This is a genomic window from Pedobacter sp. WC2501 (assembly GCF_052682415.1).
The window spans coordinates 500259-526915 of sequence record NZ_JBQZFI010000001.1 but is presented as its reverse complement, the minus strand read 5'-3'; the positions used below and the strand labels follow the sequence as shown (position 1 = coordinate 526915).

23 protein-coding genes are annotated in these 26657 nt (G+C 36.7%); 3 read left to right on the top strand and 20 right to left on the bottom strand.

Annotated elements, in window-relative coordinates:
* Positions 1 to 82: 82 nt before the first annotated feature.
* The 9 genes from ACUN24_RS02335 to pnuC all read right to left on the bottom strand — a co-directional run bounded on the left by ACUN24_RS02335 (position 83) and on the right by pnuC (position 7859).
* Positions 83 to 1045, bottom strand: a complete 963-nt coding sequence (locus ACUN24_RS02335; protein ID WP_445561076.1) for an MBL fold metallo-hydrolase — start codon at positions 1043 to 1045, stop codon at positions 83 to 85.
* Between the two features lie 10 nt (positions 1046 to 1055).
* Positions 1056 to 2147 carry an N-acetylglucosamine-6-phosphate deacetylase gene (gene nagA / locus ACUN24_RS02330; protein ID WP_445561075.1) on the bottom strand — a complete coding sequence of 364 codons (1092 nt, stop codon included), beginning with the start codon at positions 2145 to 2147 and terminating at the stop codon, positions 1056 to 1058.
* A 399-nt stretch (positions 2148 to 2546) separates the two neighbouring features.
* Positions 2547 to 3392, bottom strand: coding sequence for a translation elongation factor Ts (gene tsf, locus ACUN24_RS02325; RefSeq protein WP_445561074.1), 846 nt, complete (start codon positions 3390 to 3392; stop codon positions 2547 to 2549).
* Positions 3393 to 3521: 129 nt separating this feature from the next.
* Positions 3522 to 4382 (bottom strand): 30S ribosomal protein S2, encoded by an 861-nt coding sequence (rpsB, locus tag ACUN24_RS02320; protein ID WP_121287425.1) that lies wholly within the window; start codon positions 4380 to 4382, stop codon positions 3522 to 3524.
* 18 nt (positions 4383 to 4400) lie between these two features.
* Positions 4401 to 4787 (bottom strand): 30S ribosomal protein S9, encoded by a 387-nt coding sequence (gene rpsI, locus ACUN24_RS02315; RefSeq protein WP_025145383.1) that lies wholly within the window; start codon positions 4785 to 4787, stop codon positions 4401 to 4403.
* Between the two features lie 3 nt (positions 4788 to 4790).
* Positions 4791 to 5234: a 50S ribosomal protein L13 gene (gene rplM / locus ACUN24_RS02310; protein WP_116248884.1), complete on the bottom strand. Its 444-nt coding sequence runs from the start codon at positions 5232 to 5234 to the stop codon at positions 4791 to 4793.
* Positions 5235 to 5705: 471 nt separating this feature from the next.
* Complete coding sequence (locus tag ACUN24_RS02305) at positions 5706 to 6245, bottom strand: ORF6N domain-containing protein (RefSeq protein ID WP_445561073.1); 540 nt, start codon at positions 6243 to 6245, stop codon at positions 5706 to 5708.
* 40 nt (positions 6246 to 6285) lie between these two features.
* Positions 6286 to 7251 (bottom strand): AAA family ATPase, encoded by a 966-nt coding sequence (locus ACUN24_RS02300; RefSeq protein ID WP_445561072.1) that lies wholly within the window; start codon positions 7249 to 7251, stop codon positions 6286 to 6288.
* A complete protein-coding gene (gene pnuC / locus ACUN24_RS02295; RefSeq protein WP_445561071.1) occupies positions 7248 to 7859 on the bottom strand; it encodes a nicotinamide riboside transporter PnuC in 612 nt (203 codons plus the stop codon). The genes ACUN24_RS02300 and pnuC overlap by 4 nt, the downstream gene beginning before the upstream one ends.
* Before the next feature lie 200 nt (positions 7860 to 8059).
* On the opposite strand from pnuC, the gene ACUN24_RS02290 reads away from it, so the two are divergent.
* Together ACUN24_RS02290 and ACUN24_RS02285 are read left to right on the top strand one after the other, a co-directional pair.
* A complete protein-coding gene (locus ACUN24_RS02290) occupies positions 8060 to 9139 on the top strand; it encodes a mechanosensitive ion channel family protein (protein ID WP_445561070.1) in 1080 nt (359 codons plus the stop codon).
* Positions 9140 to 9528: 389 nt separating this feature from the next.
* Positions 9529 to 9984, top strand: coding sequence for a hypothetical protein (locus ACUN24_RS02285; protein ID WP_445561069.1), 456 nt, complete (start codon positions 9529 to 9531; stop codon positions 9982 to 9984).
* 71 nt (positions 9985 to 10055) lie between these two features.
* Here the strand turns inward: ACUN24_RS02285 and ACUN24_RS02280 are convergent, their stop codons facing one another.
* From ACUN24_RS02280 to ACUN24_RS02255, 6 genes are all read right to left on the bottom strand, one after another.
* Positions 10056 to 12347, bottom strand: a complete 2292-nt coding sequence (locus ACUN24_RS02280; RefSeq protein WP_445561068.1) for a Tex family protein — start codon at positions 12345 to 12347, stop codon at positions 10056 to 10058.
* A gap of 965 nt (positions 12348 to 13312) precedes the next feature.
* The gene (locus ACUN24_RS02275) at positions 13313 to 13462 is read right to left on the bottom strand and encodes a hypothetical protein (protein ID WP_445561067.1); all 150 of its coding nucleotides are present in this window, start codon (positions 13460 to 13462) and stop codon (positions 13313 to 13315) included.
* Positions 13463 to 13505: 43 nt separating this feature from the next.
* The gene (locus ACUN24_RS02270; RefSeq protein WP_445561066.1) at positions 13506 to 14078 is read right to left on the bottom strand and encodes a pentapeptide repeat-containing protein; all 573 of its coding nucleotides are present in this window, start codon (positions 14076 to 14078) and stop codon (positions 13506 to 13508) included.
* 24 nt (positions 14079 to 14102) lie between these two features.
* Complete coding sequence (locus ACUN24_RS02265) at positions 14103 to 14579, bottom strand: hypothetical protein (protein WP_445561065.1); 477 nt, start codon at positions 14577 to 14579, stop codon at positions 14103 to 14105.
* 171 nt (positions 14580 to 14750) lie between these two features.
* Positions 14751 to 15737 (bottom strand): pyruvate dehydrogenase complex E1 component subunit beta, encoded by a 987-nt coding sequence (locus ACUN24_RS02260; protein ID WP_445561064.1) that lies wholly within the window; start codon positions 15735 to 15737, stop codon positions 14751 to 14753.
* Positions 15738 to 15990: 253 nt separating this feature from the next.
* A complete protein-coding gene (locus tag ACUN24_RS02255; RefSeq protein ID WP_445561063.1) occupies positions 15991 to 16548 on the bottom strand; it encodes a GNAT family N-acetyltransferase in 558 nt (185 codons plus the stop codon).
* Between the two features lie 199 nt (positions 16549 to 16747).
* Between ACUN24_RS02255 and ACUN24_RS02250 the strand changes: the two genes are divergently transcribed.
* Positions 16748 to 17869, top strand: coding sequence for an ATP-binding protein (locus ACUN24_RS02250; RefSeq protein ID WP_445561062.1), 1122 nt, complete (start codon positions 16748 to 16750; stop codon positions 17867 to 17869).
* A 100-nt stretch (positions 17870 to 17969) separates the two neighbouring features.
* Here the strand turns inward: ACUN24_RS02250 and ACUN24_RS02245 are convergent, their stop codons facing one another.
* The 5 genes from ACUN24_RS02245 to ACUN24_RS02225 form a co-directional block, all read right to left on the bottom strand.
* Complete coding sequence (locus ACUN24_RS02245) at positions 17970 to 20825, bottom strand: PD-(D/E)XK nuclease family protein (protein ID WP_445561061.1); 2856 nt, start codon at positions 20823 to 20825, stop codon at positions 17970 to 17972.
* A 10-nt stretch (positions 20826 to 20835) separates the two neighbouring features.
* Positions 20836 to 21921: a PDDEXK nuclease domain-containing protein gene (locus ACUN24_RS02240; RefSeq protein ID WP_445561060.1), complete on the bottom strand. Its 1086-nt coding sequence runs from the start codon at positions 21919 to 21921 to the stop codon at positions 20836 to 20838.
* A gap of 1 nt (position 21922) precedes the next feature.
* Positions 21923 to 25141, bottom strand: coding sequence for a UvrD-helicase domain-containing protein (locus ACUN24_RS02235; RefSeq protein ID WP_445561059.1), 3219 nt, complete (start codon positions 25139 to 25141; stop codon positions 21923 to 21925).
* A gap of 82 nt (positions 25142 to 25223) precedes the next feature.
* Positions 25224 to 25637 carry an endonuclease domain-containing protein gene (locus tag ACUN24_RS02230; RefSeq protein WP_445561058.1) on the bottom strand — a complete coding sequence of 138 codons (414 nt, stop codon included), beginning with the start codon at positions 25635 to 25637 and terminating at the stop codon, positions 25224 to 25226.
* A gap of 217 nt (positions 25638 to 25854) precedes the next feature.
* Complete coding sequence (locus ACUN24_RS02225) at positions 25855 to 26652, bottom strand: tRNA threonylcarbamoyladenosine dehydratase (RefSeq protein WP_445561057.1); 798 nt, start codon at positions 26650 to 26652, stop codon at positions 25855 to 25857.
* Positions 26653 to 26657 lie beyond the last annotated feature (5 nt).

Sequence of the window (26657 nt, the reverse complement as noted above, 5' to 3'; positions counted from 1 at the left end):
AGTTGTGTAGATAAAATTGTGTTATTGTAAATTCATATAATATACAGCGTAATTAGGCCTTATAGTTCTTATTTTGCCTATATTAATTAATTGTTAAGCGCCTGCCTTGTTCCGGGAAGATTAATTTTAAGCCTTTTACATTCCCCGAAATCAATTGTTGTTTTACTTTTTCTGCAGATTGAAGTGGTGGTTTAGTATGGGTTACAATAAAAGAAACTTTTCTAAATGCTTTCTCATTGATTAAAGCTTCAAGTTTCGACAGTTCGCTAAAGAAAAGTTTTGGGGTAAGGTGTCCGAACAATTGTTTATCTGGCTGTTCGTTCGGGAAAGAAACCTCTAAAAAGACGGCTTTTAGCTCGCCCGCATTAATCAGTGGCGCTATGGCCTGCCACAGGTTGGCTAGTTTATCTGATTTTTCAACTTCATCGGCGCCGGTATCTCCCAGATAAAGTACATAACTATCATCATGGCTGATTAGAAAAGCAGTGCTTTTATAAGGTTTGCCATGGCTCAGTTCAAAAGCTTTTACTTTCATTTCTGTGCCAGCTAAGGGATAAGTATTACCTTCAATCAGTGGGAAATAAGTATACTTTTTTAGCTGTGGTTTTTCGCCTTCGTTGGCAAAATTAGCCCATGCATCCCATGTAAAATATTTATCCCTTAAAATATTGAGGACGGAGGGTAAACCATAAATGTTTTTGGATGTATCTGCGGGCGAATTGATAATCAGACCAGCTAAATGATCCAGGTGACCATGGGAGATGAGATAACCTTTAATCTGCTTACGCTGGATTTCTTCGCTATTGCCTTTTAAAGATTTAAAATCGATTGCTTTTTGTATGCCTGCATTTATGGTTCCCGCATCAAGGCAAACATATTTGTCGCTTCCTTTTGGTGTTATCATGTACGATGATAAATTGCTCTCATCATCGCCGCCTTTTACACCAAGTGGAATGATGGTAAATGCAGATCCCTTTTCCTGCGCCCATAAATTACCGGTATAAATGGATAGAAAGATAATTGCGGGAAGAATTCTTTTGAACATGTTGGTTTGATTATACCTTTTTACCTTTAAAAATAACCTCTTTTAAGTTTAGGTCATCATCAAGCACGACTAAATTTGCCTGCTCACCAGCCGCAATATTTGCCGTTAAGTTTTCAATTCCGATTAATTTGGCAGGATAACTTGTTCCCATTTTAATTGCATCATTTAAACTGATGCCACAGTATGTTACACAGTTTTTAACAGCTTCTAACATGGTTAACGATGAACCAGAAAGTGTTCCATCAGGCATTACATATTTATTTCCTTTTTGGATATGCTGATAAGGACCGGTTGAACAAGCCGTGACAGCATCGGTGATGAGGAATAAACGCTCTTTTAATAGTTTCTGCGCAAATTTAACCACCTCAAAATCTACATGTTGTCCATCGGCGATAATACTGGCCATCGCCTTAGCATGACTAAAAACAGCTGTAGGTATTCCAGGTTCTCGATGGTGGATGGGGCTCATGGCATTAAAGAGGTGGGTAGTGGTTTGGATGCCTTTATTATACGCCGCAGTAGCTTCCTCAAAAGTTGCATTACTATGTCCTAATGAAACCACAATACCTTGATCCAGTAAGTATTGTATTACCTCATCATCATGGATTTCCGGTGCTATCGTCATCATTTTAATAACACCATCTCCAAAATCGATTAGTTTCTTAATCTCGTCTAAGGAAGCCTTTCGTACAAAGGCAGGTACGTGCGCGCCTAAACGTTTTGGATTTAAAAATGGCCCTTCTAAATGCAAACCCAGGCAATTCCTGGCTGTTGAGCGATGTGCTTTAGCTACTTTGATACATTCGTTAAAAACTTCCTGAGAGTTTGTTGCCATGCAGGCCAAAAAACCAGTCGTTCCTTTTTTGAGCAGGTCATCTTCCATAATGCTTAACGATTCGATGCTTGGCTCGGCAGAAAATAACCTGTCGCCTGCTCCATAAATCTGCAAATCTATAAAACCTGGAACAACAATCGAATGGTCGTTTCCATTATGATCACTTTCTTTAATAGCTGAAATGATATCACCATCGATAATGATGTCTTGATTCTTTTTTAAATTGTTACCCTGAAAATAGGAGGTGTTGGAAATTACTTTAGGCATATCAAACGTTGAGTAAATTTAATCTTAAACGATCAAAGTTAAATATTGTGACTATATATTTGGATAATAAGATGAAATAACCAAATGAATGAAAGTCAGCCCGGTATAAGAAGTTTTTTAAAGCCGAGTGCGGCTACTTTGAGTGCTCCAAAATGATGCACGTTGACCGAAACACTATACTCCAAACTGTTCGAATACTATTGAATCAGGAAAAGGTTGGAAGTAGGAAATGCAATCATCATATTGACCTGTAGCGCAGCGGAAAGCTAAGCAGTAAATATACTGCAGCACTTTTCTCAATAAATTAGACCCTGAAAAATTCATGGTGATGGACAGGATATAAAGGCATAAAAAAAGCTCCTGATTTTCACCAGGAGCTTTTAATTATTTTAGAAATGCTTATGCACCTAATTGTACGCGTTTGAAAGCAGATACTGTTAATCCTTTAGCAGTGTTATCTAAGTATTTACGAACATCCACAGAACTATCTTTAACAAACTCCTGGTTTAATAAAGTGCTGTCTTTGTAGAATTTATTCAATTTACCAGCAGCAATTTTCTCAACCATTTCTTCTGGTTTACCTTCTTGACGGATAACGTCTTTAGCAATTTCGATTTCACGTTGAATAGTAGCAGGATCAACACCGTCTTTATCAACAGCAACTGGGTTCATTGCAGCAATTTGCATAGCAACATCTTTACCAGCTTCAGTAATATCTATGCCATTAGCACCTTCAAATACCACTAAAACGCCCATTTTACCATTAGAGTGGATATAAGAAACGATTTTTTCGCCAGATATATTTGCGTATTCTTGAATAACGATTTTCTCTCCGATTTTACCGGTTAGTTCAGTGATGGTTTCTGCAACTGTACGTCCATCTTCCAAAGTAATCGCTGATAATTCTTCAGTAGTAGCAGGATTGTTGGCAACTGCTGCAGCTAAAACAGCCTGAGCTAAGTTACGGAAATCTTCAACTTTAGAAACTGGCTCAGTTTCGCAAGCTAAAGCAACTAATTTGCCATTTGTGCCATCCGCTGAAACAGCAATTGATACCAGACCTTCAGAAGTAGCATTGCCAGAACGAGCGGCAGATACTTTTTGACCTTTTTTGCGCAATAAATCAACAGCAGCTTCGAAATCGCCATTAGCTTCTAATAATGCTTTTTTGCAATCCATCATACCAGCACCAGTTTGTTGGCGTAGTTTATTTACATCAGCGGCAGTAATTTGTACTGTAGACATTTTATTTCCTTTTTTAAATTTTACAATCTTGTTATAACAATTACAGGTTACAAGTTACAAGCGCCAAGTTAAACTCATGTTAAGCCAACTTAAAACCTGAAACCAGTAACCTGCAATTAAAAAATATTACTATTCTTCTGTTTTAGTTTCTTCTGATGAAGGAGCTTCAACTTCCGCTTCAGCAGTTGCCTTTTTAGTTGTTGGTCTTTTTTCACCAGCTCCTCTTGGCTCTTTTGCTTCAGGAGCATCAGCTGCAACTTTTGCTGCTACTGCTTCTTTTTCAGCCTCATCATCTTTTTCGCGTTTACGCTCATCTAAACCTTCTTCAATAGCTTTGATAATTACATCAGTAATTAAAGAGATTGATTTTGTAGCATCATCATTCGCCGGGATAGGAAAATCGATGTTAGAAGGATCAGAGTTAGTATCAACCATCGCAAAAGTAGGGATGTTTAATTTTAACGCTTCAGTAACTGCAATGTGTTCTTTCTTAACATCAATTAAGAATAAAGCTGCAGGTAAACGGTTTAAATCAGCAATACCACCTAAAAGTGACTCTAATTTAATACGCTCACGTTGAATCATTAAACGCTCTTTTTTAGATAAGATCGAATAAGTACCGTCCTTAGTCATTTTATCGATGTTAGACATCTTTTTGATTGACTTGCGAACAGTAGCAAAGTTAGTTAACATACCACCTAACCAACGTTCAGTTACGAAAGGCATGTTTACTTTTTTAGCTTGTTCAGCTACGATTCCTTTTGCTTGTTTTTTTGTTGAAACAAATAATACTTTACGTCCTGATTTTACGATTTGTTTAATCGCAGCCGCAGCTTCTTCAGTTTTAGTTAAAGTTTTATTTAAATCTATAATGTGAATTCCATTACGCTCCATGAAAATATAAGGAGCCATTTTTGGATTCCATTTACGGGTAAGGTGACCAAAGTGTACACCTGCATCCAATAAGTCTTGATAAGTTGTTCTTGCCATTGTCTTTGCCTCCTGTGATTAACGTTTACTGAATTGGAATTTCTTACGAGCTTTAGCACGTCCTGGTTTCTTACGCTCAACCATACGGTTATCACGTGTCATTAAACCTTTAGCACGTAAAGCAGGTTTTTTCTCCGCATCTAGTTCAACAATCGCTTTAGCAATAGCCAAACGAACAGCTTCTGCTTGTCCTTTTACTCCACCACCTTGTACGTTTACAGTGATATCATAACGGCCGGTAAGTTCAGAAACTTCTAAACTTTGGTTTACGATATATTGCAATGGTAAAGTAGGGAAATATACTTTGTGATCTTTACCGTTAACGGTAATTGCGCCAGCACCATCTTTTAAGTAGATGCGTGCAACAGCTGTTTTTCTTCTTCCTGAAGTGTTAGTAACTGACATTTCTTAAAGTTTAATGGTTTTTGGAGATTGAGCCGAATGCGGATGAGTTTCACCAGCATACACAAAAAGATTGGTATACAATTTTTTGCCCAATTTAGTTTTCGGTAACATACCACGTACCGCTTTCTCGATTACACGTTGAGGGTGTTTCGCCATTAACTCTTTAGGAGAAATAAAACGTTGACCACCTGGATAACCAGTATAAGAAACATATTGCTTTTCGCTGAATTTGTTTCCTGTCAATTTAACCTTGTCTGCATTAATAACGATAACGTTATCTCCGCAGTCTACGTGTGGGGTGTACTCAGGCTTGTTTTTACCACGGATGATCATAGCGATCTTCGATGACAAGCGCCCCAAAATCTCGCCTTGCGCATCAACAACAATCCACTGTTTGTTAACAGTTTTCGCATTGGCCGAGACAGTTTTGTAACTTAACGTATTCACTTGCTTGTATTTAATTTATTAAACAATTTATTATTCCCATTAAATTTGGGACTGCAAAGATAGATAGAATACTTTTATTATCAAATAGTTGATCGAAAAAAGTTTTGGATTTTACCTCGCTATCGTTATGCTTAATTTATTTAGGCATTTAATATGCCGTATCGTTTTTGAGGTTGTGAAAAACAAAACCAGAAATTCTTTGATTGGTTCCAGCCGGGCTTACACTAAATCTTTTAAATAGGTTTTGTCATTCTGAGGTACGAAGAATCTGTTTCATCGGTTGCAGATTCTTCGTGCCTCAGAATGACATAGTAAACGAAGCCGTTGCAAATTTGAAAGGATGCCGCTGCAATTCCGTTGAGAAGTTTAAGTAGGTAGTACTATATAATGATTAAACTTACGGCACCATTTCTCTGGTCAAATCTTGAGGTCGCAATTTGCGACTTCAAGATTTGTTAAATATCATTAAAATCATAAATCATCAGGCATATAACCAATCCTTTTCCTTGGTCCAATTTTCTTATCGATGAGTCTATCCAGGTAGGTAAAAACCAATTCAATGTTTTTATCATGATTATTCAACGTCTTTTTAATCTCTTCGATTTCAAGTTTGAGCTCGACATTATCTACAATAAACTGGCGTATGCGTGAGAAAATCCTTACAATCTGGATATTCACTTGAATCGCTTGCTTACTATTCAATACACTTGATAGCATTAATATGCCATGTTCGGTAAAAACATTGGGTAAATAAGTCCTTCCACCTCTTTTAGCTTTTGAGGTCACAATTTGTGACCTCAAAGATTCCCATTCTTCACTGGTCAGTTGGAACATGAAATCATCGGGAAAACGTTCTATGTTTCGGCGGATACTTTGATTTAAAACCTTAGTCTCTACACCATAAAGCTCTGCCAGATCACTATCAAGCATCACTTTGAGGCCTCTTAGCTCGTAAATTTTATTAACTACAGTATTGTCAGGGATGATAGGAAGCACTTGTTTAGCTGTCATATCATTTTGAATTGAATCTAAAGATAAAAAAATGATTTATTTAAACCAAAATCGAATCTATAATTTTCCTGATCTTTTCTTCCCGAGTTTTATAATCTCCGCTGATCTGAATGTAGGCTATTCCACGCTTTTCAAGCTCACTCTTAAACAGATTAAACATTTCCAGCCGCCTATCTCCAAAATCACGGAGATAATCAGCAACCCATTCCACATCAATATCCAATAGGAAATATAAATCATAAAAGATTTCTTTTTCAAGGTCATTCAGGATCTGTGGAACTTCGTTCAGATAATATTGCGAGTAAATTTTCGTGGTAATTAAATCGGTATCACAGAAAACAAGCTTGTTGGCACTGTTTGTTTTTTCTTTGACTCTTTCGGTTTGTGCTGTTCCGATTTCAATAATGTCATCAATTGTGATATCGTTCGAGTTGATTAATTCGCGCGCAACTTCAGGAGCGAATGTCGTTTGATAGTGTAAGGCCATTTTTTCAGCCATTGTCGATTTTCCTGTACTCTCTGGCCCATAGAAACAAATTTTCTTTACAAAATATGGGCGGACTTCTTTTGGAATAAATTCCCAATATTGAAAAGGATGATTCCTGATTAGGGTTGCCGAAACAGGGATTGATTTTCTCGGCTCGTCAAATAAGATATGTTCAGCCTGTAAGTTTGAGGCAAATGGTGCACCATAAAACTCGGAGCTAAAAAGAATATCAATTTTTGGATATACCTCCTGCATCCTGATTGCCCAGTTATTTGTCCTTTCATTCAATGGTAGTGTTTCATCATCAAAATCATCAGAAATAATAGCGGGTTTGACCTTGAATTGATCCTTAAAAATCTCTTTAATCCATTCAAAACGTAAAACAGGATCAATCTTGTCAGCAGGAGTGAAACTCATTGATACAATCAGCTCGTCGCATTGCGAAGCCGCAAAATTAATAAGCGCAATATGCCCATTATGAATAGGCATAAATTTGCCAATCACTAAACCTCTTTTCATGCCGTTTTAGCGTAGCTTCTATATTCTTTTATCCAATGCCACAATGCAAAAGCAGCAATAATGGTGAAGATGAAATATTCTACCCCCATAAACTTTATGCCTTTTAAAAAGTAGAGGTAAGTGGCTACAATATCTATAATCAGCCAGATAATCCAACATTCTACTCTTTTCTGGATCATTAGGAATGTGGTGATCACACTCATTACAAAAATAAAAGAATCAATAAAAGGATAAGCGCTGGGTAAATTAAATAATAGCGGCAGCCAGTTGTGAAGTTGACTAGCCAATGTACCCATTAATAATGTGCCAATAATGCCAATAGCCAATAGGATTAAAAACTGCCTTACAGGCATAAAACTGATTTTGAGTTCTTTATTTTTATCTTCTTCTCCAGGCTTTGGATTTGTCCATCGCCACCAGCCCATGATGTTGGTTACAAAAAAGAAAATCATTAAAAACATATCGGGGTAAAGCTGGCTTTGGTAATAAAGAAAGGCAGATAAAAATACATTGACAATACCCATGGGCCAGCTCCACACGCTGGCTTTTGCTGAAAGTATAACGGAAATAATCCCGGTAATTACAGCAAAGAATTCTAAATAGCTCATTTTATAGCCAAGAACTGTGAAAAATATACTGTGGGCATCGAAAAAATCCATCTTTTTCTTTTTTTGGAGATCTACAAAATGCTAATGTAAATAATTTATTTGCGGCTATTGGTTTTCCATTGGCAAACAATCCAAAAATATAGCTGTTATAAGAATATCTAATGGCTAATTGCCGTTTTTATTAACCAGCAGATTCTTTTATGCAATTTTTCGACCAGGTTTTCGGTTATCCTATCCCTTTATTTTTTAAGAACCTAATCATTGGTTTGATAGCGGTATCTCTTGGTATTTTAATCAAGTTTATCATTCACAAAACTTTTATCCTGCTTTCGCGTTGGTGGGATTTTATCATTATAAAATCTACAGTAAAGCATTTGAGGAGGCCTGTAGCTATTTTTATTCCCCTGTTGTTACTTAACTTCTCCTTAACGCTGATGGAGATGGCGCCAACATATCGTCTTCCCATAGCCAAAATGTTAGAGATTGCCCTGACCATTACTTTTGCGCTTATTTTGGTAAGGACAATTAACGTTTTGGAAGATTATTTCTACCTTAAATATGATCTAAACAAGGAAAACAACCTGAAAGAGCGCAAAATCAGAACGCAGTTGGAGTTTGTTAGAAAGTTTATTGTTTCGCTTATTATTTTAATTACTGCTGCTATTATTTTATTAAGTTTTGAAAGTATGCGTAAAATAGGGGCGGGGCTGCTTACCGGAGTTGGAATAGGCGGGATTATCATCGGTTTTGCAGCGCAGAAATCGCTTGGGAATTTATTAGCAGGTTTCCAGATTGCCTTTACCCAGCCGATCAGGATAGATGATGTTGTAATTGTAGAAGGCGAATGGGGTAAGGTAGAAGAAATTACCCTAACGTATGTGGTAATCAATATTTGGGATCAACGACGGTTAATTCTGCCAATTACCTATTTTATCGAAAAGCCCTTCCAAAACTGGACGCGTGTTTCAGCTGATTTGCTTGGAACGGTATTTTTATATCTTGACTATACCATCCCGATTGAACCGATGCGGCAGGAATTAACCCGGCTTTTAAATGCTGATCCGCTTTGGGATAAGCGCGTAAATGTAGTACAAGTTACAGATAGTACAAAAGATGGTGTTATTGAAGTGCGTTTTTTAATGAGTGCTTCAAATTCTTCCAGGGCTTTTGATTTACGTTGCCATGTAAGAGAAGCAATGATAGCTTTTATCCAGAATAATTATCCTGATAGTTTACCTAGAACAAGGTTAGAACATCGGGATAAGTTTGCGGGTTTGTAGTTTTTACAATCTAAGACAATTAAGTCATTTTTCCTCTGGTCACTATTTTCAAAACTAAAAAGTAGATTTTTATCTTTAAGAGTTTGTAAAGATTTCAGAAAGTGTAATCCGCAAACTATCCTGGAATTAAGAGCAGCTGGTCTTAAAGATTTTTTAATCGAATAACTTTCTGAAAACTAATCGCCCGGATGCTGCGATAAAGGAATTTGTGTCGCAGATAAGGCACCTTAACAGGATAATTTTAGCATACCAGCTATCAAAACAAATAAAGTATTCTAAAACTACCTAAAAACAGGTAGTTCTTTTTACCTGAAATATAGTATTTTGAGTATAGCCACAGGTTTTGGCATTTTTTTTGGCTCTCGTAGTAATAAAACAACTAAAAATCTATGAAAAAAGGATCAAAATTATTATCTCTTGCGCTTGTTCTGACGTTATTATTTTCTTGTAAAAAAGATTCGGAAACTACTCCCGCAACAAGTGGTAAAACCGCAAAATTTACCATCACCGCAAACGGTGTGAATTCATCTGATGACTATGTTTCTTTCGTGATTGTAGGTGGTGATACTAAAGGCACTAAAACCATCTGGAAGGTAAATGGAGTGACCAGAAATAATGAAGCTGCAATTTCTTTAGGGAAAGACGATTTCACTGGAAGTACCAAAACCTATGTAATTGAGACTGTGTTACCGGTTGATGTAATTACTACCAGTGTGCAGTGCCTTAACTTTAATGCCAGTTACCAGATCAGCTATAAAGCAGAGATAGATGGTAAAGTGATCACCAATGATGATGGTGTTACAGTAGATGTTAATAAAGATTATACCCATCAATTCGACTATTAATCGCTCATAATTAAATCCCCGTACTGAACGGCACAGGCCAAGCTCTGTGTCGTTCAGTAACTATGGAATAACTATTTGAACATCCCCTTCAGTTTTGCTAATTTATCTTGTAGATCGCCATCCGCATCTTTTGGCTCATTACGAGGCTTGAAGTTTTGTTTACTATTGTTCGATTTGAAATCCGGCTTAGGTTTATGCTCCCTGGACTCCCGACTGCGGACTTCTGACTTCGGATTAACTTCTGTTTTCATCGATAAGGAAATACGTTTGCGGGCAGCATCAACTTCCATTACCGTTACTTCTACTTTTTGATGTACTTTAACGATGTCATTTGGATTCGCTACAAAACGATTAGCCAGCTGACTGGTGTGCACCAGTCCATCCTGATGGACACCAATATCTACAAAGGCACCGAAATTGGTAATGTTGGTTACAATTCCGGGAAGTTTCATACCCACTCTTAAATCGGCAATTTCATTTACACCATCAGTAAAACTAAAAGCCTCGAATTGCTCTCTCGGGTCGCGGCCAGGTTTAGCCAATTCCTTTAAGATATCATTCAGAGTTGGTAAACCGATTTCATTCGTAACGTATTGCTGAGGTTTAATCTGTTTTTGCAATTGTGTATCTTTCATTAATGCCGAAATAGTTGTGCCTAAATCCTTCGCCATTTGATCTACCACGGCATAACGCTCAGGGTGAACACCACTGGTATCTAAAACATTTTCGGCATTGCGAATACGTAAGAAACCCGCTGCCTGCTCATAAGCTTTATCGCCCAAACGGGGAACTTTTTTCAAACTTGCCCGATTTTTAAAAGCACCATTCGTGTTTCTATAATCTACAATATTCTGAGCTAAAGTGGGGCCCAGGCCAGAGACATAAGCTAAAATTTGTTTGGATGCCGTATTTAATTCAACTCCAACAGCATTTACCGCACTGATTACGGTATCATCTAAACTTGCCTGTAATTTATTTTGATCAACATCGTGCTGGTATTGACCAACGCCGATAGATTTTGGATCAATTTTTACCAGTTCTGCTAGCGGATCCATTAAACGGCGACCGATTGAAACTGCTCCACGTACAGTAATATCCTGAGTAGGAAATTCTTCTCTGGCCACTTCCGACGCTGAATAAATTGAAGCGCCACTTTCATTTACCATTACTATGGTTATATGTGGCAAATTTAAACTGCGTACAAAAGCTTCCGTTTCTCTACCTGCAGTTCCGTTGCCTATTGCAATGGCTTCAACATTATGTTTTTCACAAAGCTGTTGGATTGTAAATTCGGCATTTTTAACATTTCCCTGTCCGGTATGCGGATAAATTGCAGTGTTTTCTAACAACTGGCCTTGTTTATCTAAACAAACCACTTTACAGCCGGTACGAAAACCTGGGTCAATGGCCAATACATTTTTTTGCCCCATTGGAGCTGCCAATAACAATTGACGTGCATTTTCGGCAAAAACCCGGATGGCCTCCTCATCTGCTTTTTGTTTGGTGAAAACCCTAAGCTCGGTTTCCATTGCTGGTTCCAACAAGCGTTTATAACCATCTTCTAAAGCTTGTTGAACTTGCTTTGAAGCGGCATTATTGCCTAAAATAAATTGGTTCTCTAAAATAGCAATGGCATCTTCCGCTGGTGGAAGTGCATCTAATCTTAAAATCAGTTCCTTTTCGCCACGGCGCATGGCCAAAACACGGTGTGATGCTGCTGTTATAACCGGTTCGCTCCATTCGAAGTAATCTTTATATTTAATGCCTTCTTCTTCTTTTCCTTTAATCACTTCTGACTTAAAAACAGCTTTTTCCTGAAAATAAGTACGCATTTTGGTGCGTGCCTCAGCATTTTCAGAAATCATTTCGGCAATAATATCCCTTGCGCCAGCTAAAGCTTCGTCAAGCGAATTTACACCTTTCTCTGTATTAATAAATTTCTCAGCAGATGCAGCTAAATCAAAAGCATTCTGTTCAAATATCTGAAGAGCCAAGGGTTCTAATCCTTTTTCTTTTGCAACTGATGCACGAGTTTTACGCTTAGGTTTAAACGGCAGGTAAATGTCTTCTAAAAGTGAAATGGTTTCTGCTTCGTTTATCTTTTTTTCCAGTTCGGATGTCAGCTTACCAAGCTCGGTCATCGATTTTAAAATTGCTTCCCGGCGCTTATCTAAATCCCGCAGTTGCAAAACCCGGTCACGAATAGCAGCTACCTCAACTTCGTCTAAACTACCTGTGGCCTCTTTACGGTAACGCGAGATAAATGGTACAGTTGCGCCTTCATCTAACAGATCTACAGTTGCGGTTACTTGTTTTTCTGCAACTTTTAATTCGGCTGCAATTATTTTATGGTGGGTTAACATATCCTAAAGGTAAAAATTAAAGGAAGCAAAGCTAATCAGGATTTATGGGATTTTTAAGACCATTTTTCCACTATAAACCGTTGAAAGATTCCAAAATTTACCTAACCAGTAGTTTATGTCTTATTTTTTTTGACATAAACACCTCTTAAAATGATTTATTATTTGGCACAATATTTGTATTTTTTTTGATTGGGCTAACCAGATAAATTAATAATAAACTAATGTCTAATTCATATCCCCGATGTTGGAAATGCAACACGAAGTACCACTATCAAATCCCCAGACCCTGGCTGATCAAAAATGTGCTTTTTTTTCTTCCCATTAGAAAATATTTTTGTCCCCATTGTGTGACTGCCAGATATGCCTGGATAAAGTCGGAAAATGGAAAAAATTATTTAGAGACTGAGCATACTGAGAACATTGCCGGGAAAAAGAATAGAGAAAAATAAATAATACTTCTTTCCGCAATAAATAATTCATTGCACTATGAATATCAAACGGGCATCGCAAGATCGGGTAACCTGGCAGTGCAGATTATATATGGTTACAGAATCATTTTATTTGCTCTATAGGCGAATATTGTATCTGACGGATTTATGATTGCCTCTGCCTGTTTTTCTGCAACTTTTAATTCAGCTGCACTTATTTTATGATAGGTTAACACCTACTAAAGGTGAAAATTAAAAGAAGCAAAGCTAATCAGGATTTGCGGGATTAATATTTTTAGAACGAAGTTATCCACCGAAATTTGTGAGTAAGTTTTTGAAAATGGGAATGGTTATGTTCACTGTGTTCGATCATTTTTCCATTCATAACCGGCAAGCTATTGGGAAAGAGTTTTATAAGTCTTTGCTTTTTAGCTTCTGTAATCTGTCCAGTAAGTTCTAGTCTTCCAATTTGAATTTTACCCAGCTCGTCGGGAACAGCAACGTTTTTAGTGAATTTAATCCTCGGCGTACTTATGTTTAAAGCCAGGCATACCATAACTGATTATTTTCTTTGGCTTCTGGTATGGCTTTGTTTATTGCTTCACGGATTTGCTGTAACAGTTTTTGTGTTTCAACAGGGATAATAGCGATGTATTTATCGATGTTCTCTGGTTTAGGCTGTTCCATCCTCGGTAGTTTTGTAAGCTAAATTTACAAAATTTATCAGAAGTTATTCGCTGATTAGGATGTCGTATTTATGCAATAAGCCCGCAAGGCCGGATTTTGAAAATCTTGCTTTTTTGATCCTGTTGTTATCAGGGTCTATGGAGTAATTGTAAGCCGTTTTAAAATCTGCCTTTTCTAATATTGTTCTGTCAAAAGTAGCATTTAATAAATCGCAATTGTATAATATTGCACTGCTTAAGTCACATTCAGAGAAGTCGACCTCATGTAATTGTGAGTTTTTGAAATTGGTTTTTTTTAATTTTAATTTATAAAACGAGGAATGATCTAATTTGCAGTTGGTAAAACTAAATGCGAGGCCGAAATCGTTACAGTTATCAAACCTTAAACCAAGCATTTTACAATCCTGGAAATCAGCATCGATAAATGATGTTTTAGTTAAGCCCGTCAAACTTAAATTGCAGGAAATGAATTGGCAGTCTAAAAATTTTACACCGCTTAAATCTGAACTGGAAAAATCGCAATTGATGAATTTACAGTTTTCATACTCTGCTTTTGGGAGTGAGCGTATGGTAAAACTGGCTTTTTCGAATGTTTGATCGGCTGTGTATTCTGACATGGTGTGATTGAATTTTAGGCGAAATTATTGATAAAATTTATTAATTGCAGTATATAATACTTGGATATCATGCACTTGATTTAAACTGTTGTAGACTTCATTATTGATTGATTTTTCAATAAGTGTACCGCCCTGAACTTTTAAAAGATAGGGAAAACCTACCTGATTTTGAATTTTATATAATACGGTTGAAGCAAATTGATGCGAATATTCTGATACTGGAAATCTTCCGTCAAGAAAAATCAGTTTTACATCAGCAGGTAAGTATGGAATGATCTCTTTCTCAATAAATTTGCGACAATCTTTTCTGTTATTGTAGCAAAAAAGTTTATGCCCATCTATCTCCAAAAGATAATCGAGATATAATTTTTCATTTTTTTTGTTTGCTTTATGATCGCTGACCAGTGATAAAATAATCAGCGGTGATAAAATTAAGAATAACATCAGCCCGATTGTAGCTAAGATGATAAAAATTATAATAGCGTTAAATTTTTTCCACATGCTGGGATCAAATTATATAAAATTATCCTTACTGCCAATTTTAGCTTGCCTTTAGAAAACCGCTAGGTTTTGTACTACAAGATGTAAATACCCCTGTTAAACAGATCCAATAAAAAAAAATCCCCCAAATTGCTTTGGAGGATTTTATATGTTTTGGTCTTCGACTAATAGTTATTTTTTAACGTACATTACTTCTTTTACCGCCTTAACTACACGCTCAGCATTTGGTAAGCTTGCTGCAATTAAAGTTGGTGAGTATGGAAGTGGAACATCTGCACAAGTGATACGTAAAACTGGTGCATCTAAATAATCGAATGCATGTTTTTGTACCATGAAAGCAATCTCTCCGGAAAGAGATGCCAATGGCCAGGCCTCTTCTACCACAACCAAACGGTTTGTTTTCTTAACCGAGTTGATAATGGTATCATAATCGATAGGACGTACAGTACGTAAATCGATCACCTCAACATTAATTCCTTCTTTAGTTAATTCTTCTACAGCTGGGTTTACAACGCGGGTTAACATTTTACCAAAAGTTACGATGGTTACATCAGTACCTTCTTTAGTTACTTTAGCTTTACCAAGTTCGATATAGTATTCCTCTGCAGGAACATCGCCTTTATCGCCGTACATTACTTCAGATTCCATGAAAATAACCGGATCCTGATCTATAATTGATTGTTTTAATAATCCTTTTGCATCGTAAGGTGTAGCCGGAACTACTACTTTTAGCCCTGGTGTATTTGCAAACCAGTTTTCGAAGTTTTGAGAGTGTTGTGCACCTAATTGACCTGCGTTACCTGTTGGGCCGCGGAAAACCATAGGGCATGAGAACTGACCACCACTCATTGATAAAATTTTAGCAGCACCATTGATAATCTGATCAATAGCTACTAATGAGAAGTTAAAGGTCATAAATTCCACAATTGGAATAAGGCCTGCTGTTGCTGCACCAGTTGCAATACCTGCGAAACCTAGTTCGGCAATCGGGGTATCGATAATGCGTTTCGCACCAAATTCGTCAAGCATACCCTGACTTACTTTGTACGCACCGTTATATTCTGCTACTTCTTCACCTAATAAAAAAACGCGGTCATCTTTACGCATTTCTTCGCTCATGGCTTCGCGTAGTGCTTCTCTAAATTGGATTTCTCTCATTGTAAATTTTAATAACGGTGGCAAATATAATTATTAATCGCTTTGAAACCAAAGGCTATAATGCCTATGTTTTGTAATAATTATAGGTAATTCTCTTAATTATTTAGCCTTTTTGAAGCGGTGTTTTTTGTTTATTTGTCAAAAGAAGAAATAATATTGGGCGATTGTGTTTTTGATAAGCTTATTGTATCAAAGCTTTTGCTTTTTCCGAAATATCTTCATTAAAAACATTTGGCTCCGATTATATCTAAACTTAATGATTAGGATTTAATAATCCATAAATTTCACTATCAAGAAATTGGCCCCTAAAATAATAATCCTGTTTAAAAAGAGCCTCTTTTACAAAGCCATGTTTGAGCAGCATCTGTCTAGAAGCATCATTTTCTATGTTAATATTGGCACTAATGGTATGCAAGTTCACTTCTTCGAAACCAAAAGCAATTGATTTTTTCAGTGCTTCGGAGATAATTCCTTGTCGCCAATAATTGGGGTGCAGCATGTAGCCGATCTCGGCACGGTGGTTGGCAAAATCGGTGCGCCAATAACCAACAGAGCCGATCATTTTTTCAGGCTTTTCTTTTAAAGAAATTACCCAGGCCAGGTTATCGCCATTTTCATAACCATTTCTGAAACGGGAGATAAAATCTTTAATTTCAAAAATGTCTTTTGGTCTTTCCCTGTCGATGTATTTCATTACATTTTCGTCTGTGCGCATGGCAAAAAGTGCTTCGGCATCAGCAAGATCATGCTCACGGAGAATTAAACGTTCAGTTTCAAGAACCGGGAATTTTGTGAAATTTAAGGTTAGCATTTTTAAAGATAAGATTAAAGATAAAAGCAAAAAAAATATTTTTTACAACGAAAATATAAATGTCTTTTCTTTATTAAAAAACATATTCTTTTACTATCCTTAGGTTACATTTGAATTAAATTAATTGTAATCCCCAAATATAGCTATATTTGGAGATTATATTCCCCAAATATAGCTATATTTGGGGAGTTGAGAATTTATGATTAAAAGAACATTACAACCAACTTTAGAAAGCAAGGTTGATTTTAAAAAAGCAATAGTTGTACTTGGCCCAAGACAGGTAGGTAAAACTACGTTGATTAATAAAATCGCTGGCTCTTTAACTAGTGATTATCTCTACATCAATGGAGATGACCCTGGCGTAAGACTATTATGGAACAATCCAACACAAGCCTTTATTAATACTTTTATCGGCGATGCTAAGGTTGTTGTATTTGATGAGGCACAGCGACTTGAAAATATAGGTTTAACTGCAAAGATGATCATTGATGCTAACAAAGATGTCCAACTCTTCATATCTGGTTCTTCAGCGTTGGAAATTGCAAGTCAGATTAATGAACCCCTTACAGGTCGTAAGTGGGAGTACAGATTATACCCCTTGTCTTGGCGGGAATTGAAGGATCAATATTCCTTTGCTAAAATTCACCCACGTTTGGAGGAATTTTTGATAACTGGCATGTATCCTGATGTAATTAATCATACTGAAAATGCGATAGAAATATTAAATAATCTTGCTGGAAGTTATCTATATAAGGATATTTTAGAAGCGGGTGGTATTCGTCGACCGGATGCGCTTTTAAAACTTTTGCAGGCCCTTGCCTGGCAGGTGGGAAATGAGGTTTCTTATAATGAGCTTGCGCAAACTGTAGGTATTGACAAGGCAACGGTTAACAATTACATCGATCTGCTTGAAAAATCATTTGTGGTCTTTCGCTTAAATCCTTTGGCCCGAAATTTAAGAAATGAGATTAGCTCTTCCCGGAAAATCTACTTTTATGATAATGGGATCAGAAACAGCATCATCAATAATTTTGCGCCGATTGCTCAACGTAATGATATAGGTGCCTTGTGGGAAAACTTTATTATAAGTGAACGAAAAAAAAACCTGGCCTATAGTGGATTTTATGGAAATACTTATTTTTGGCGAACCGTAAGTAAAACAGAAATAGATTATATTGAGGAACAGGATAACAAAATAACAGTTTTTGAGCTAAAATGGAATCCTAAAGTAAAAGTAAAGTTTCCTAATGCTTTTATGGAAAAATATGTTCCTGAGGCGGCACATGTAATAAATAGGGATAATTACTGGGAATTTTTATAAACCAACGTGCCATTTAAAAAATACCCCTATTTATACTACCTTAGGTTCCTCCCAGAAAGTTGTTGAAAAAAGTTCTATTTAGACATTTTTTTGCTTTTAACTATTTCCCAAACAAGGTTTTATAAATAGAGTATTTGTAATTATCCTCAACTGCGCTGGCCACAAAATACGGGGCTTCAAAAAGTTCGGTCAGTTTTTTTCTTAATTCGGCAAGGAATTCTGGTTTGATTTCTTCTAAATAGGCTCCCGATAGATTTTGCCTGCCAGATTTAAACCAAACGCCATCTGCGCTCATGGTTTTTACTACATATAAATTTGGCTCTACAAAACTTTTGCCCGAAAATTGTTCGTACGCATAAGTGTATAATAAGGTTTGGATCAACGCTTTATTAATATGTTTGCCGTCAGAGTTGAATAATTCTGGAATATCTTTAAAAGTTAACTTGTCACTACCGGTTTTATAATCAATAATTTTAGTAACGCCGTCTTTAACATCAACACGATCGATAAAGCCAAAAATTTTAACGCTGGCTTCATTCCCTCTTAACGGAAAACTGATTTCAGCCTCTACCTTTTGTTCTAAACTAATAATATTAAAAGGGGTTTGCGCTTCATCCTGATTTAAAATGATATTCACATACGCATCTACAATAGATAAAATAACCTTTTGCATGCCTTTGTATTCCATTATCATATCTGGATTTTTGAACATCACAGCATTAAACGCTTTTTGTATCAGATTAGGAATCTGTTTGCGTTTCTCTTTAATACGTTCGGCAGTAATTTCAGTAGACCTTAAATCCTCGTAAAAATATTCCATCACTTTGTGCAGGATCGAACCAATTTCGTTGGCTTCTACCACTGCACTGATCTCTTTAGGTTCTTTAATACCTGCAATATAATTGAAAAAGAAATCTATCGGGTTGGAAATGTATTGAGTGAGTGCCGAAGGCGAAAGCACTTTCTTTTTGTCGAGATACTTTTGGAGGGTTTCCTGAATAAAAGCATTATTAGTTTTTTCGATACGAACTTCTTTAAATGCTTCGGTTTTTACCTCCAGATTAAGTTCATTATAGGCAAAATCGAAGCCGCTTTCATACTCAAGCTGCTTTAAAATTCTACTGGCTTCACCCGAAGTAGATTCGCCGGTTAGGCTGTTATAGACAAAATTGATATTCTTTGCCCGTTGTAATAGACGGTATACCATGTACGAGGAAATGGCATCAAGATTTTCAAGAACAGGAAGGCCGTAAACACGACGTATAGAATCGGGAATAAAACTATTGCCAATGGATGATTTTGGAATAATACCTTCATTAAAACCTAAAATTACCACCTTATCAAAGTTTAAATTCCTGGTTTCGAGCAATCCCATCACCTGAATGCCATTTAGCGGATCTCCTGAAAGCGGTACAGCGATGGCCTGAAGCGATTTTTGGACGAGGTAAATTACAAAAGGAATTTCCTCTTTCCCGATATGGTTGCTAAACGTATCGTGCAAACGGTTCAACTCCTGTATGGTTTTTACAAACAGTTCCGCATCGATTTTTTTAAGTGTTTTTGCATTTGATAAGCGGGTTAACACATAATCCAGTACATCCAGTAAATTAGTAACCACATGCTGCGGATCATCGATTTTCTTATAAAAAGTTTCAAACAGTCCGCTTTGTCTTAACAGGCGTTTATGATCGATCTCTACCTTGTTTTCTTCCAATAGTGCGGTTAAAATTTTATCACGCATTTTCTGGGTAAGGCCCGTTAAAGGATGCGTTAAAAAAGCTTCTACATTTTTATAACTTACTTTGTCCCGCTGTAAAATTTCCAGCTGACTCCCTAACCATAAATCAACCAAACCAAAAATGCTTGAGGTTGATAAAGCAAACCCCATGGTTACGTTGAGGTCGATTTCTTTTCCGTTCAGATTTGTAGGTATGGTTTGCAGCGTGGGGATCAACAGGCTTTCATCTGCCAAAACTACTACTGTTTTTCCAACAGTTTCAGCTGCTGTATAATCTTCAGCTAAAATATTGTTCAGGATTTTGGCCTGTGCAGATTGTCCCTGAACCTTGAAAATATTGACCTGGTGTGGGACAGATTTCATTAAACTTTCTTGTCCAGCAAATTCATTTTTCAATCCAAGCTGGTTGATATTTTTACGTAAAAACAAACCTGCTTCCTGCGAAACATCATCTAAATAATAGGGATCGGCATCAAAATAAAATAATGCCTTTTCAGCATCTTGTAGCTGGGTAAATATTTTAGCCTCGGCCCTGCTTAATGCATTAAACCCAACAAAAATGATCTTACCTTTATCGAAATTCGAAATAAATTCCTGGTGATTCGTAATATCATCAGCCAGATGGCGGTAAACGGAACCATTAGTTAAATATCCCTGTTCTTTGAGCGTTGCATGGAATTTATGGTAAAGTTTGGGCATCCTTCGCCACATCTTGATGAAAAGCTCCTGTTGTTTTTTATGTTTTCCTTCTGAATAGGAAGTCCAGAACTGGGAAAGAAATTCATATTGTTCGGGACTTAAATAATCGAAATCCTTGTTTATAACCGATATATCTTCCAGATCACGGTATAATTTTTCAGCATCAACCAGATCGGCATCAATCTGATTAAAATCGCTTAAGATGATCTTTGCTAAAGGAAAAAATTTGTGACTTGATATGTTTTCCAGCTTCTCTTCTGCAAGCAGTTGGTTATAAATTCTGTGAAGGGTAAAAAACTGCAGGTAAAAATCGGCTATTTTATAACTGGTAGAACTGGCAAAGAATTCCTGTATGGTAAAAAATGAAGGACTAAAAAACGGTTTGCCGATGATATCAGCAAAGTGTTTTTGCAAATACGCAGATGGACGTTTGTTGTTAAAAACAATCGCACAGTTTTCCAGCTGATTTCCAAACCGGGTAACTAAATCTTCGGCAACTTCCTGTAAAAATGGTTTCATGTAGATCGTTTTAATCGTTACCTTGGTTTTTTAATTGCAATTCGATAATTGCTTTATCGTTTTCGATCCAATCTGCCAACTGTTTCTCCGTTGGTAAATACATTTGATATTTTGAGGCAAACAATTGTTTGCTATCCTTCAACATAGAATATTTAACAACCGTTTCCTCTTTATCAGTACAAAGGATTATGCCAATTGTTGGATTATCGTTTTCCTGTTTCTTTAAATCATCAAACATTTTGATATACATATCCATTTGGCCAACATCTTGATGGGTAAGTTTATTGGTTTTTAAATCAAACAGCACAAAACATTTTAAAATATAATTATAGAAAACCAGATCAATATAAAAATGACTGGTTTCGGTACTTATTCTAAACTGCCTGCCTACAAAAGAAAATCCTTTACCTAACTCTAATAAAAATTGCTGTAGGTGATTAATTATCCTGGTTTCTATTTCTTTCTCGTTCAATGTGGAGGGTTGCTCTATTTTTAGAAACTCTAGAACATAAGGATCTTTAATGAAGTTTTCAGAAAACTGCGTATTATTATCAGTTGGAGCTATTTCTTTTTGCTTGGATAATAACCTTTGAAAATAAGATGAATTAATATTTCTTTCCAACTCTCGTGAACTCCATTGTTGACTTTCTGCTTCACTTAAATAATATGTCCTTGCCTGAACATCATCAACTCTCATAATTAGTCGGTGATGTGTCCAGCTCAAATTGCTACGCAGTGCGTACGATATTTCATTTGTTTGATTATCAGTTGTTTCCAATTTCCTACGCAGTGCGTAGGAAATTGGATTATTGGTGTCTTCAAGATCTGAATAGATAAGGTAAAATTTCCTAAAACTCTCAAGAGTTGCAACAGAGAATCCTTTGCCAAATTCTGAAGATAATTTTTTTGACAATGTTTTAATAATCTCTTTCCCATAAGTAGCTTTTACATTCCCTCCCTGCTCATTTTCAACTATTTCTTTACCGATTTGCCAATAAGAAATTACCATGGCCGTATTCACTGCTTTGTAAGCATCGGCCCTATATCTTTTCAGTATATTTAATATGTTGCCATATAAATCGTTTACTTTTTCCATATTATACTAATTTCAATTTGCCTTTAACTGCATAGAAAAGATAGGTTTTGATATTCTGATACCCCATTTCACTAAGTAAGGTTCTGTAATTATTTATCTGTTCGATGTGTTTATCGCTTTCTTCCAAAGTAAATTTATAATCAAGGATTATTACTTCATCGGCGTTGATCAATACCCGGTCAGGACGGTGCAGTTTACCGTTGACATCAATGATGTTTTTTTCTACAATGCTTTCGCTTGCGTTAGCAAAAATGGCCTGCAGTTCGGGATTGTTCAATACTTCCAGTGCAGAATCGGTTAATTTCTGCTTTTCTTCTTCTTTGATAATGCCCTGCAAAACCAGGTTTATTGTATAATCTTCTACTTCCTTTGCATTACTTGCACTGGCTAGAATATCGTGTAATAATGATCCATTTCGGCCTGATTTTTCAATGTTAACCAAGTGTCTTAAATGTTTTTCTGCAGAGGGAACATAGAGTTCCGATAAACGGGTTGTGGTTGGATAACTAGTTAAGTTGATGAAATTCGAATCTTCAGTTTTACTTTCAACAGTTACGGGTTCTACAATTTCGTACACGCCGTTTTCATCAAACTGCTCATCAAAAGTAAAGTTGATTGCATCACCCATATTGGATAATTTCAATTCCTTTTTGGCCATTGTAGCAATATAAAGGTAATCTTTTGATCGTGTGGTAGCTACATAAAGCATGTTTAGGGCATCCATATTGTTATAAAGAAGTTCTTCGTAATATGCCTTTGCAATTGCCGAATCGGCCAATGCTTCATTGTATTTTAAGGGGATACCTTTCAATTCTTTATAAACTGTTTCTTCTGATGAAACCCAAAAAGTGCTATTGGCTTTGCCTTTGATCTCCCAATTACAAAAAGGAACAAAAACAGCCCTAAAAGCTAAACCTTTCGATTTGTGGATAGTGATAATCTGTATTGCATCAGCACCTTCTGGTGAAGGCAATGATTTTTTAATGCCGTCTTCTTCCCACCAGGTTAAAAATGAAATAATACCTTTTTCACCCAGTTTTCCGGCAGAAGCAGTCAGATCTCTAAATGCCAGCAGATAGGGAAGGTTGGCGGTTAAGTTTTTTAATCCATAACTTTCAATTAATATCTCTACCAGCTCGGGCAGTGGAAGCTGAAGCCAGCTTTGCCAGTTTTCGCATAGCGCAACCGGTAAAATGGTGGTAAGTGTACTTAAAGGTTTGTTGCTAAGGTTGAAGTAATAATTGGCATCAATCTCCTTTTCGTGCAGAGAATGATAAAGTGCAATACAGTTGGCTTTATATAATGCTGTTTGTGCTTCTAAACCAATAAGCACTTTTAAAGTGTTAATAATGAGCTGTATGGCCGAGTTGTTGGAAATTAATAGTGCATCACCAGACAAAACAGGCAAGCTATATTCCATTAATTTTTTAACAGTTAATAAAGCTTCGCTGTTCGAACGAACCAAAATGGCAATATCTTTTAGCGCATACTGCTGTTCGTTTTTGAGGTGATTTATTTCTTCAACAATATCATCTAAGGCTATATCTCTAAAAACAGTTTCTGTAAACCGAGCTTCATGAGGTGCATGATCTTTACCAAACTTTTTAATCTTAATCGTTCCACCTTTTAAGGTATTGGTAGCAAAGTTTTGGGTAGAGCCACCGTAAATATCGGTAATAATTTGTTGGTAGTGCTGTTCTTGCCACCATTTGGAAATGCTTTCTGGTTTGGTAGCGAGGTTTTCGTTCAGTTCGTTCTGCAACGTTAATGGGATAGCCTTATAAAGAAAATTATTGAAAGTGATGATATTTTCAGCACTCCGGTAATTCTCTTCTAAACTTTCTTCCAATACATTTTCAGCACCAACATCTAACTTAGCATGTTTATGAAGAATGTTCCAATCTCCATTGCGCCAGCGGTAAATAGACTGTTTTGTGTCGCCAACAATCAAGTGATCAATTAAATCCTGACTAGGCGTAGCCATTGCATTGGTCAATAGCGATTTAAAACTTCCCCATTGGCTTGTAGAGGTATCCTGAAACTCGTCGAATAAAAAATTACGGTAGCGGTTACCAACTTTCTCCCAGATAAAAGAAGGATTGTCGCCGGCATCTTCTGTAATTCCCGATATCAGTTTTTGTGCATCACTGATCAGCAGGTTATCATTTTCGGCCCGGTATTCTTTCAATAACACAGCAATTTCCTGCATCAACCTTAAATAATAGAGGTTTTTATTAAAAGCGATAGCCAAACTGTAGTTCGGTAAATGCGTTAAATAATGCGCTTTTAACTTTTGCAGTATCGGATTTACCGTATCATAAGCTTCAGGAAAATTCGCATTCTTTTGAAACCATTCCTCAGGCTCATCAATTAAATTGAAAAGTGGTTCAATCTTTGAAAAATCGCCCCTGGCAACCAGAATAATTTTAGCCAGCGGACTTCTTGATTTTCCTTTTAGGTGTTCAGTTTCTACCCCGATTACATTTAAAGCTTCGTTTGCTTCTGTTGCCAGCGAAACCAATTCCTCTTCGAAGTTCTTGATTTCTGCCTTGGTAATACTGATGTATTTTTTAAATAATTCGTCGATGTTTTCTAAACCTAAAGTGCTAACCGCATCTTCAAAAATCTGGAAACGTTCCGAAAATATTTCGCCGATCAGGTTATAGAGTTCGAATTTATAATTCCAGCTTTTATTGTCGCTGATGCGTTCGATGGCCAGGTCGATAATCCATTGCAAAAGCTGTTTGTTATGGTCTAAAGCTTCATCCAGTTTATTTACAAGATCATCTTTCACCTTATCATAATTCATTTCTAAATTATAATCGGCATTAAGGCCCAGTTCGAAGGCAAAACCCCGGATTACTTTTTGCACAAAACCATCAATGGTGCTTACCGAAAAACGGCTATAATCGTGCAAAATTTTGCGGTAAATTTTATCTGCTTTAAACTGCAGTTCCTGAGGGTTTAATATCGGATAGGCGAGTAAAATGATTTTCCGATAATCTTCAATTTTTTTTGATGGATTACCCTTTGCCAATCCTAATAATACCTCCAGAATCCTGGTTTTCATTTCCTCCGTGGCCTTATTGGTAAAGGTTACCGCTAAGATTTCGCGGTATTTATTATCGCCGCTGAAAAGCAGCGTAAGGTAATGTGCAGTTAAACTGAACGTTTTACCAGAACCTGCGGAGGCTTGAAGAATTTTTAGGGGTTGGGGCATATTGTTTTATTCATTCCCCTCTTTTGGAGGGGTGCCCATAGGGCGGGGTGGTTTAATCTCTTTTAATTAGTGTTTAAGATAGTTACGTTCCATATTCTTTAACAATATACTCTTCCAAGCCCATGATTACAAAATCCATTTGTTTCATCACATCATCAACTGTAATCCGATATATTTTTAATCCTAATGAAATTAAATATTCTTCTCTCAATTTATCATAAACTTGTTTGTCATCGTGACTACAGCCATCAATTTCTATTACCAAGCCAAGCCGCTTGATATAAAAATCAACGATATAATTTCCGATTATACGCTGCCTGTCAAAATCTATTTTATGAAATCGCTTTTTAGTCACCTGCATCCAAAATAAGACTTCTGGTAAATTTCCAGCTTGCCGAAGTGCTTTTGCTCGTTCTTTTAGTCGGGGTTGATAAGGTAAATCAATAATGGGTGTTGTGCTTAAGGTTGTGCCGTTTACTACAATTTCAGTTTGCAAATTCTTTTTTAACACCCCGTCCTGCGGACACCCCTCTGGGAGAGGGGAATGCTGGATGCCTAAATCGGCTGGGGTGTTAGTTTTCCTTTGCATTTTTTGCTTTGGATTTTATGGAGTGCCCATAGGGCGGGGTGGCTACTATAGACTCATTATTATTTTACCCTAACTTACAACAATTTAAAATCTGCACGAAATCAGGATATCAACAATTCAATTTCTATGTGGATTTTTTATTTTTCCTTTTATTAAGTGTTTTATGACTGATCCTTGCCGGACGTTCGGCCATTTCGATGGGCAGGCCGAGCAAATCGCGGATCACCACCGATGCACATGCACCACCAAATGCTGCGGGCAGATAAGAAACTGTGCCATAAGCAGAACGTTTGAAATTACTTCCATCTGTCATGATCATAGAATTTTTATCCATTTCTTCTGTAGAAAAAACTGCTTTTATTTTTCCTGCATTAGGAAGTTTATTCAACCTTTTGCGTACATAACTTGCGAATACACATTGATAAGTATCAGGAAGAAGTGTAATTCTCAATCGTGTCGGATCCATTTTACCACCAGCACCCATCGAACTCACGATTGGGATGTTTTTTTCCAATGCAGTTCCCAATAAAGTAATTTTAGGCATCACACTATCAATACAATCCATAATGTAATCGAATTTCGATTCTAAAATTTCCCTGCATTTTTCAGGTGTTAGAAAGGTATTAACCACATGGAGCTTTAATTCAGGGTTAATAGCCAGTAAACGTTCCTGCATAATTGCGGCTTTACTTACACCATGATTGGTTGCCAAAGCGGGTAGCTGCCTGTTTCGGTTGGTTGGATCTACCACGTCACCATCAACAATAGTCATTTCTCCAATTCCTGAGCGGCAAATAAATTCGGCAGCAAAAGAACCCACTCCACCTAAACCGATTACCAAAACATGTTTCGATTGGAGTTTATCTATTCCATCATTCCCAAGAAGGAGGGCAGAGCGTGAAAGCCAGCTAACATCAGACATAATAT

Coding starts and splice junctions, on each gene's coding strand:
- ACUN24_RS02335 (WP_445561076.1), bottom strand. CDS start 1,045: ATGTTCAAAAGAATTCTTCCCGCAATTATCTTTCTATCCATTTATACC.
- ACUN24_RS02245 (WP_445561061.1), bottom strand. CDS start 20,825: ATGAAACCATTTTTACAGGAAGTTGCCGAAGATTTAGTTACCCGGTTT.
- rpsB (WP_121287425.1), bottom strand. CDS start 4,382: ATGGCAAGAACAACTTATCAAGACTTATTGGATGCAGGTGTACACTTT.
- ACUN24_RS02235 (WP_445561059.1), bottom strand. CDS start 25,141: ATGCCCCAACCCCTAAAAATTCTTCAAGCCTCCGCAGGTTCTGGTAAA.
- nagA (WP_445561075.1), bottom strand. CDS start 2,147: ATGCCTAAAGTAATTTCCAACACCTCCTATTTTCAGGGTAACAATTTA.
- ACUN24_RS02250 (WP_445561062.1), top strand. CDS start 16,748: ATGATTAAAAGAACATTACAACCAACTTTAGAAAGCAAGGTTGATTTT.
- ACUN24_RS02280 (WP_445561068.1), bottom strand. CDS start 12,347: ATGTTAACCCACCATAAAATAATTGCAGCCGAATTAAAAGTTGCAGAA.
- tsf (WP_445561074.1), bottom strand. CDS start 3,392: ATGTCTACAGTACAAATTACTGCCGCTGATGTAAATAAACTACGCCAA.
- ACUN24_RS02305 (WP_445561073.1), bottom strand. CDS start 6,245: ATGACAGCTAAACAAGTGCTTCCTATCATCCCTGACAATACTGTAGTT.
- ACUN24_RS02255 (WP_445561063.1), bottom strand. CDS start 16,548: ATGCTAACCTTAAATTTCACAAAATTCCCGGTTCTTGAAACTGAACGT.
- ACUN24_RS02290 (WP_445561070.1), top strand. CDS start 8,060: ATGCAATTTTTCGACCAGGTTTTCGGTTATCCTATCCCTTTATTTTTT.
- ACUN24_RS02270 (WP_445561066.1), bottom strand. CDS start 14,078: ATGTCAGAATACACAGCCGATCAAACATTCGAAAAAGCCAGTTTTACC.
- ACUN24_RS02240 (WP_445561060.1), bottom strand. CDS start 21,921: ATGGAAAAAGTAAACGATTTATATGGCAACATATTAAATATACTGAAA.
- ACUN24_RS02275 (WP_445561067.1), bottom strand. CDS start 13,462: ATGGAACAGCCTAAACCAGAGAACATCGATAAATACATCGCTATTATC.
- rpsI (WP_025145383.1), bottom strand. CDS start 4,787: ATGTCAGTTACTAACACTTCAGGAAGAAGAAAAACAGCTGTTGCACGC.
- ACUN24_RS02265 (WP_445561065.1), bottom strand. CDS start 14,579: ATGTGGAAAAAATTTAACGCTATTATAATTTTTATCATCTTAGCTACA.
- ACUN24_RS02300 (WP_445561072.1), bottom strand. CDS start 7,251: ATGAAAAGAGGTTTAGTGATTGGCAAATTTATGCCTATTCATAATGGG.
- pnuC (WP_445561071.1), bottom strand. CDS start 7,859: ATGAGCTATTTAGAATTCTTTGCTGTAATTACCGGGATTATTTCCGTT.
- ACUN24_RS02285 (WP_445561069.1), top strand. CDS start 9,529: ATGAAAAAAGGATCAAAATTATTATCTCTTGCGCTTGTTCTGACGTTA.
- ACUN24_RS02225 (WP_445561057.1), bottom strand. CDS start 26,652: ATGTCTGATGTTAGCTGGCTTTCACGCTCTGCCCTCCTTCTTGGGAAT.
- ACUN24_RS02260 (WP_445561064.1), bottom strand. CDS start 15,737: ATGAGAGAAATCCAATTTAGAGAAGCACTACGCGAAGCCATGAGCGAA.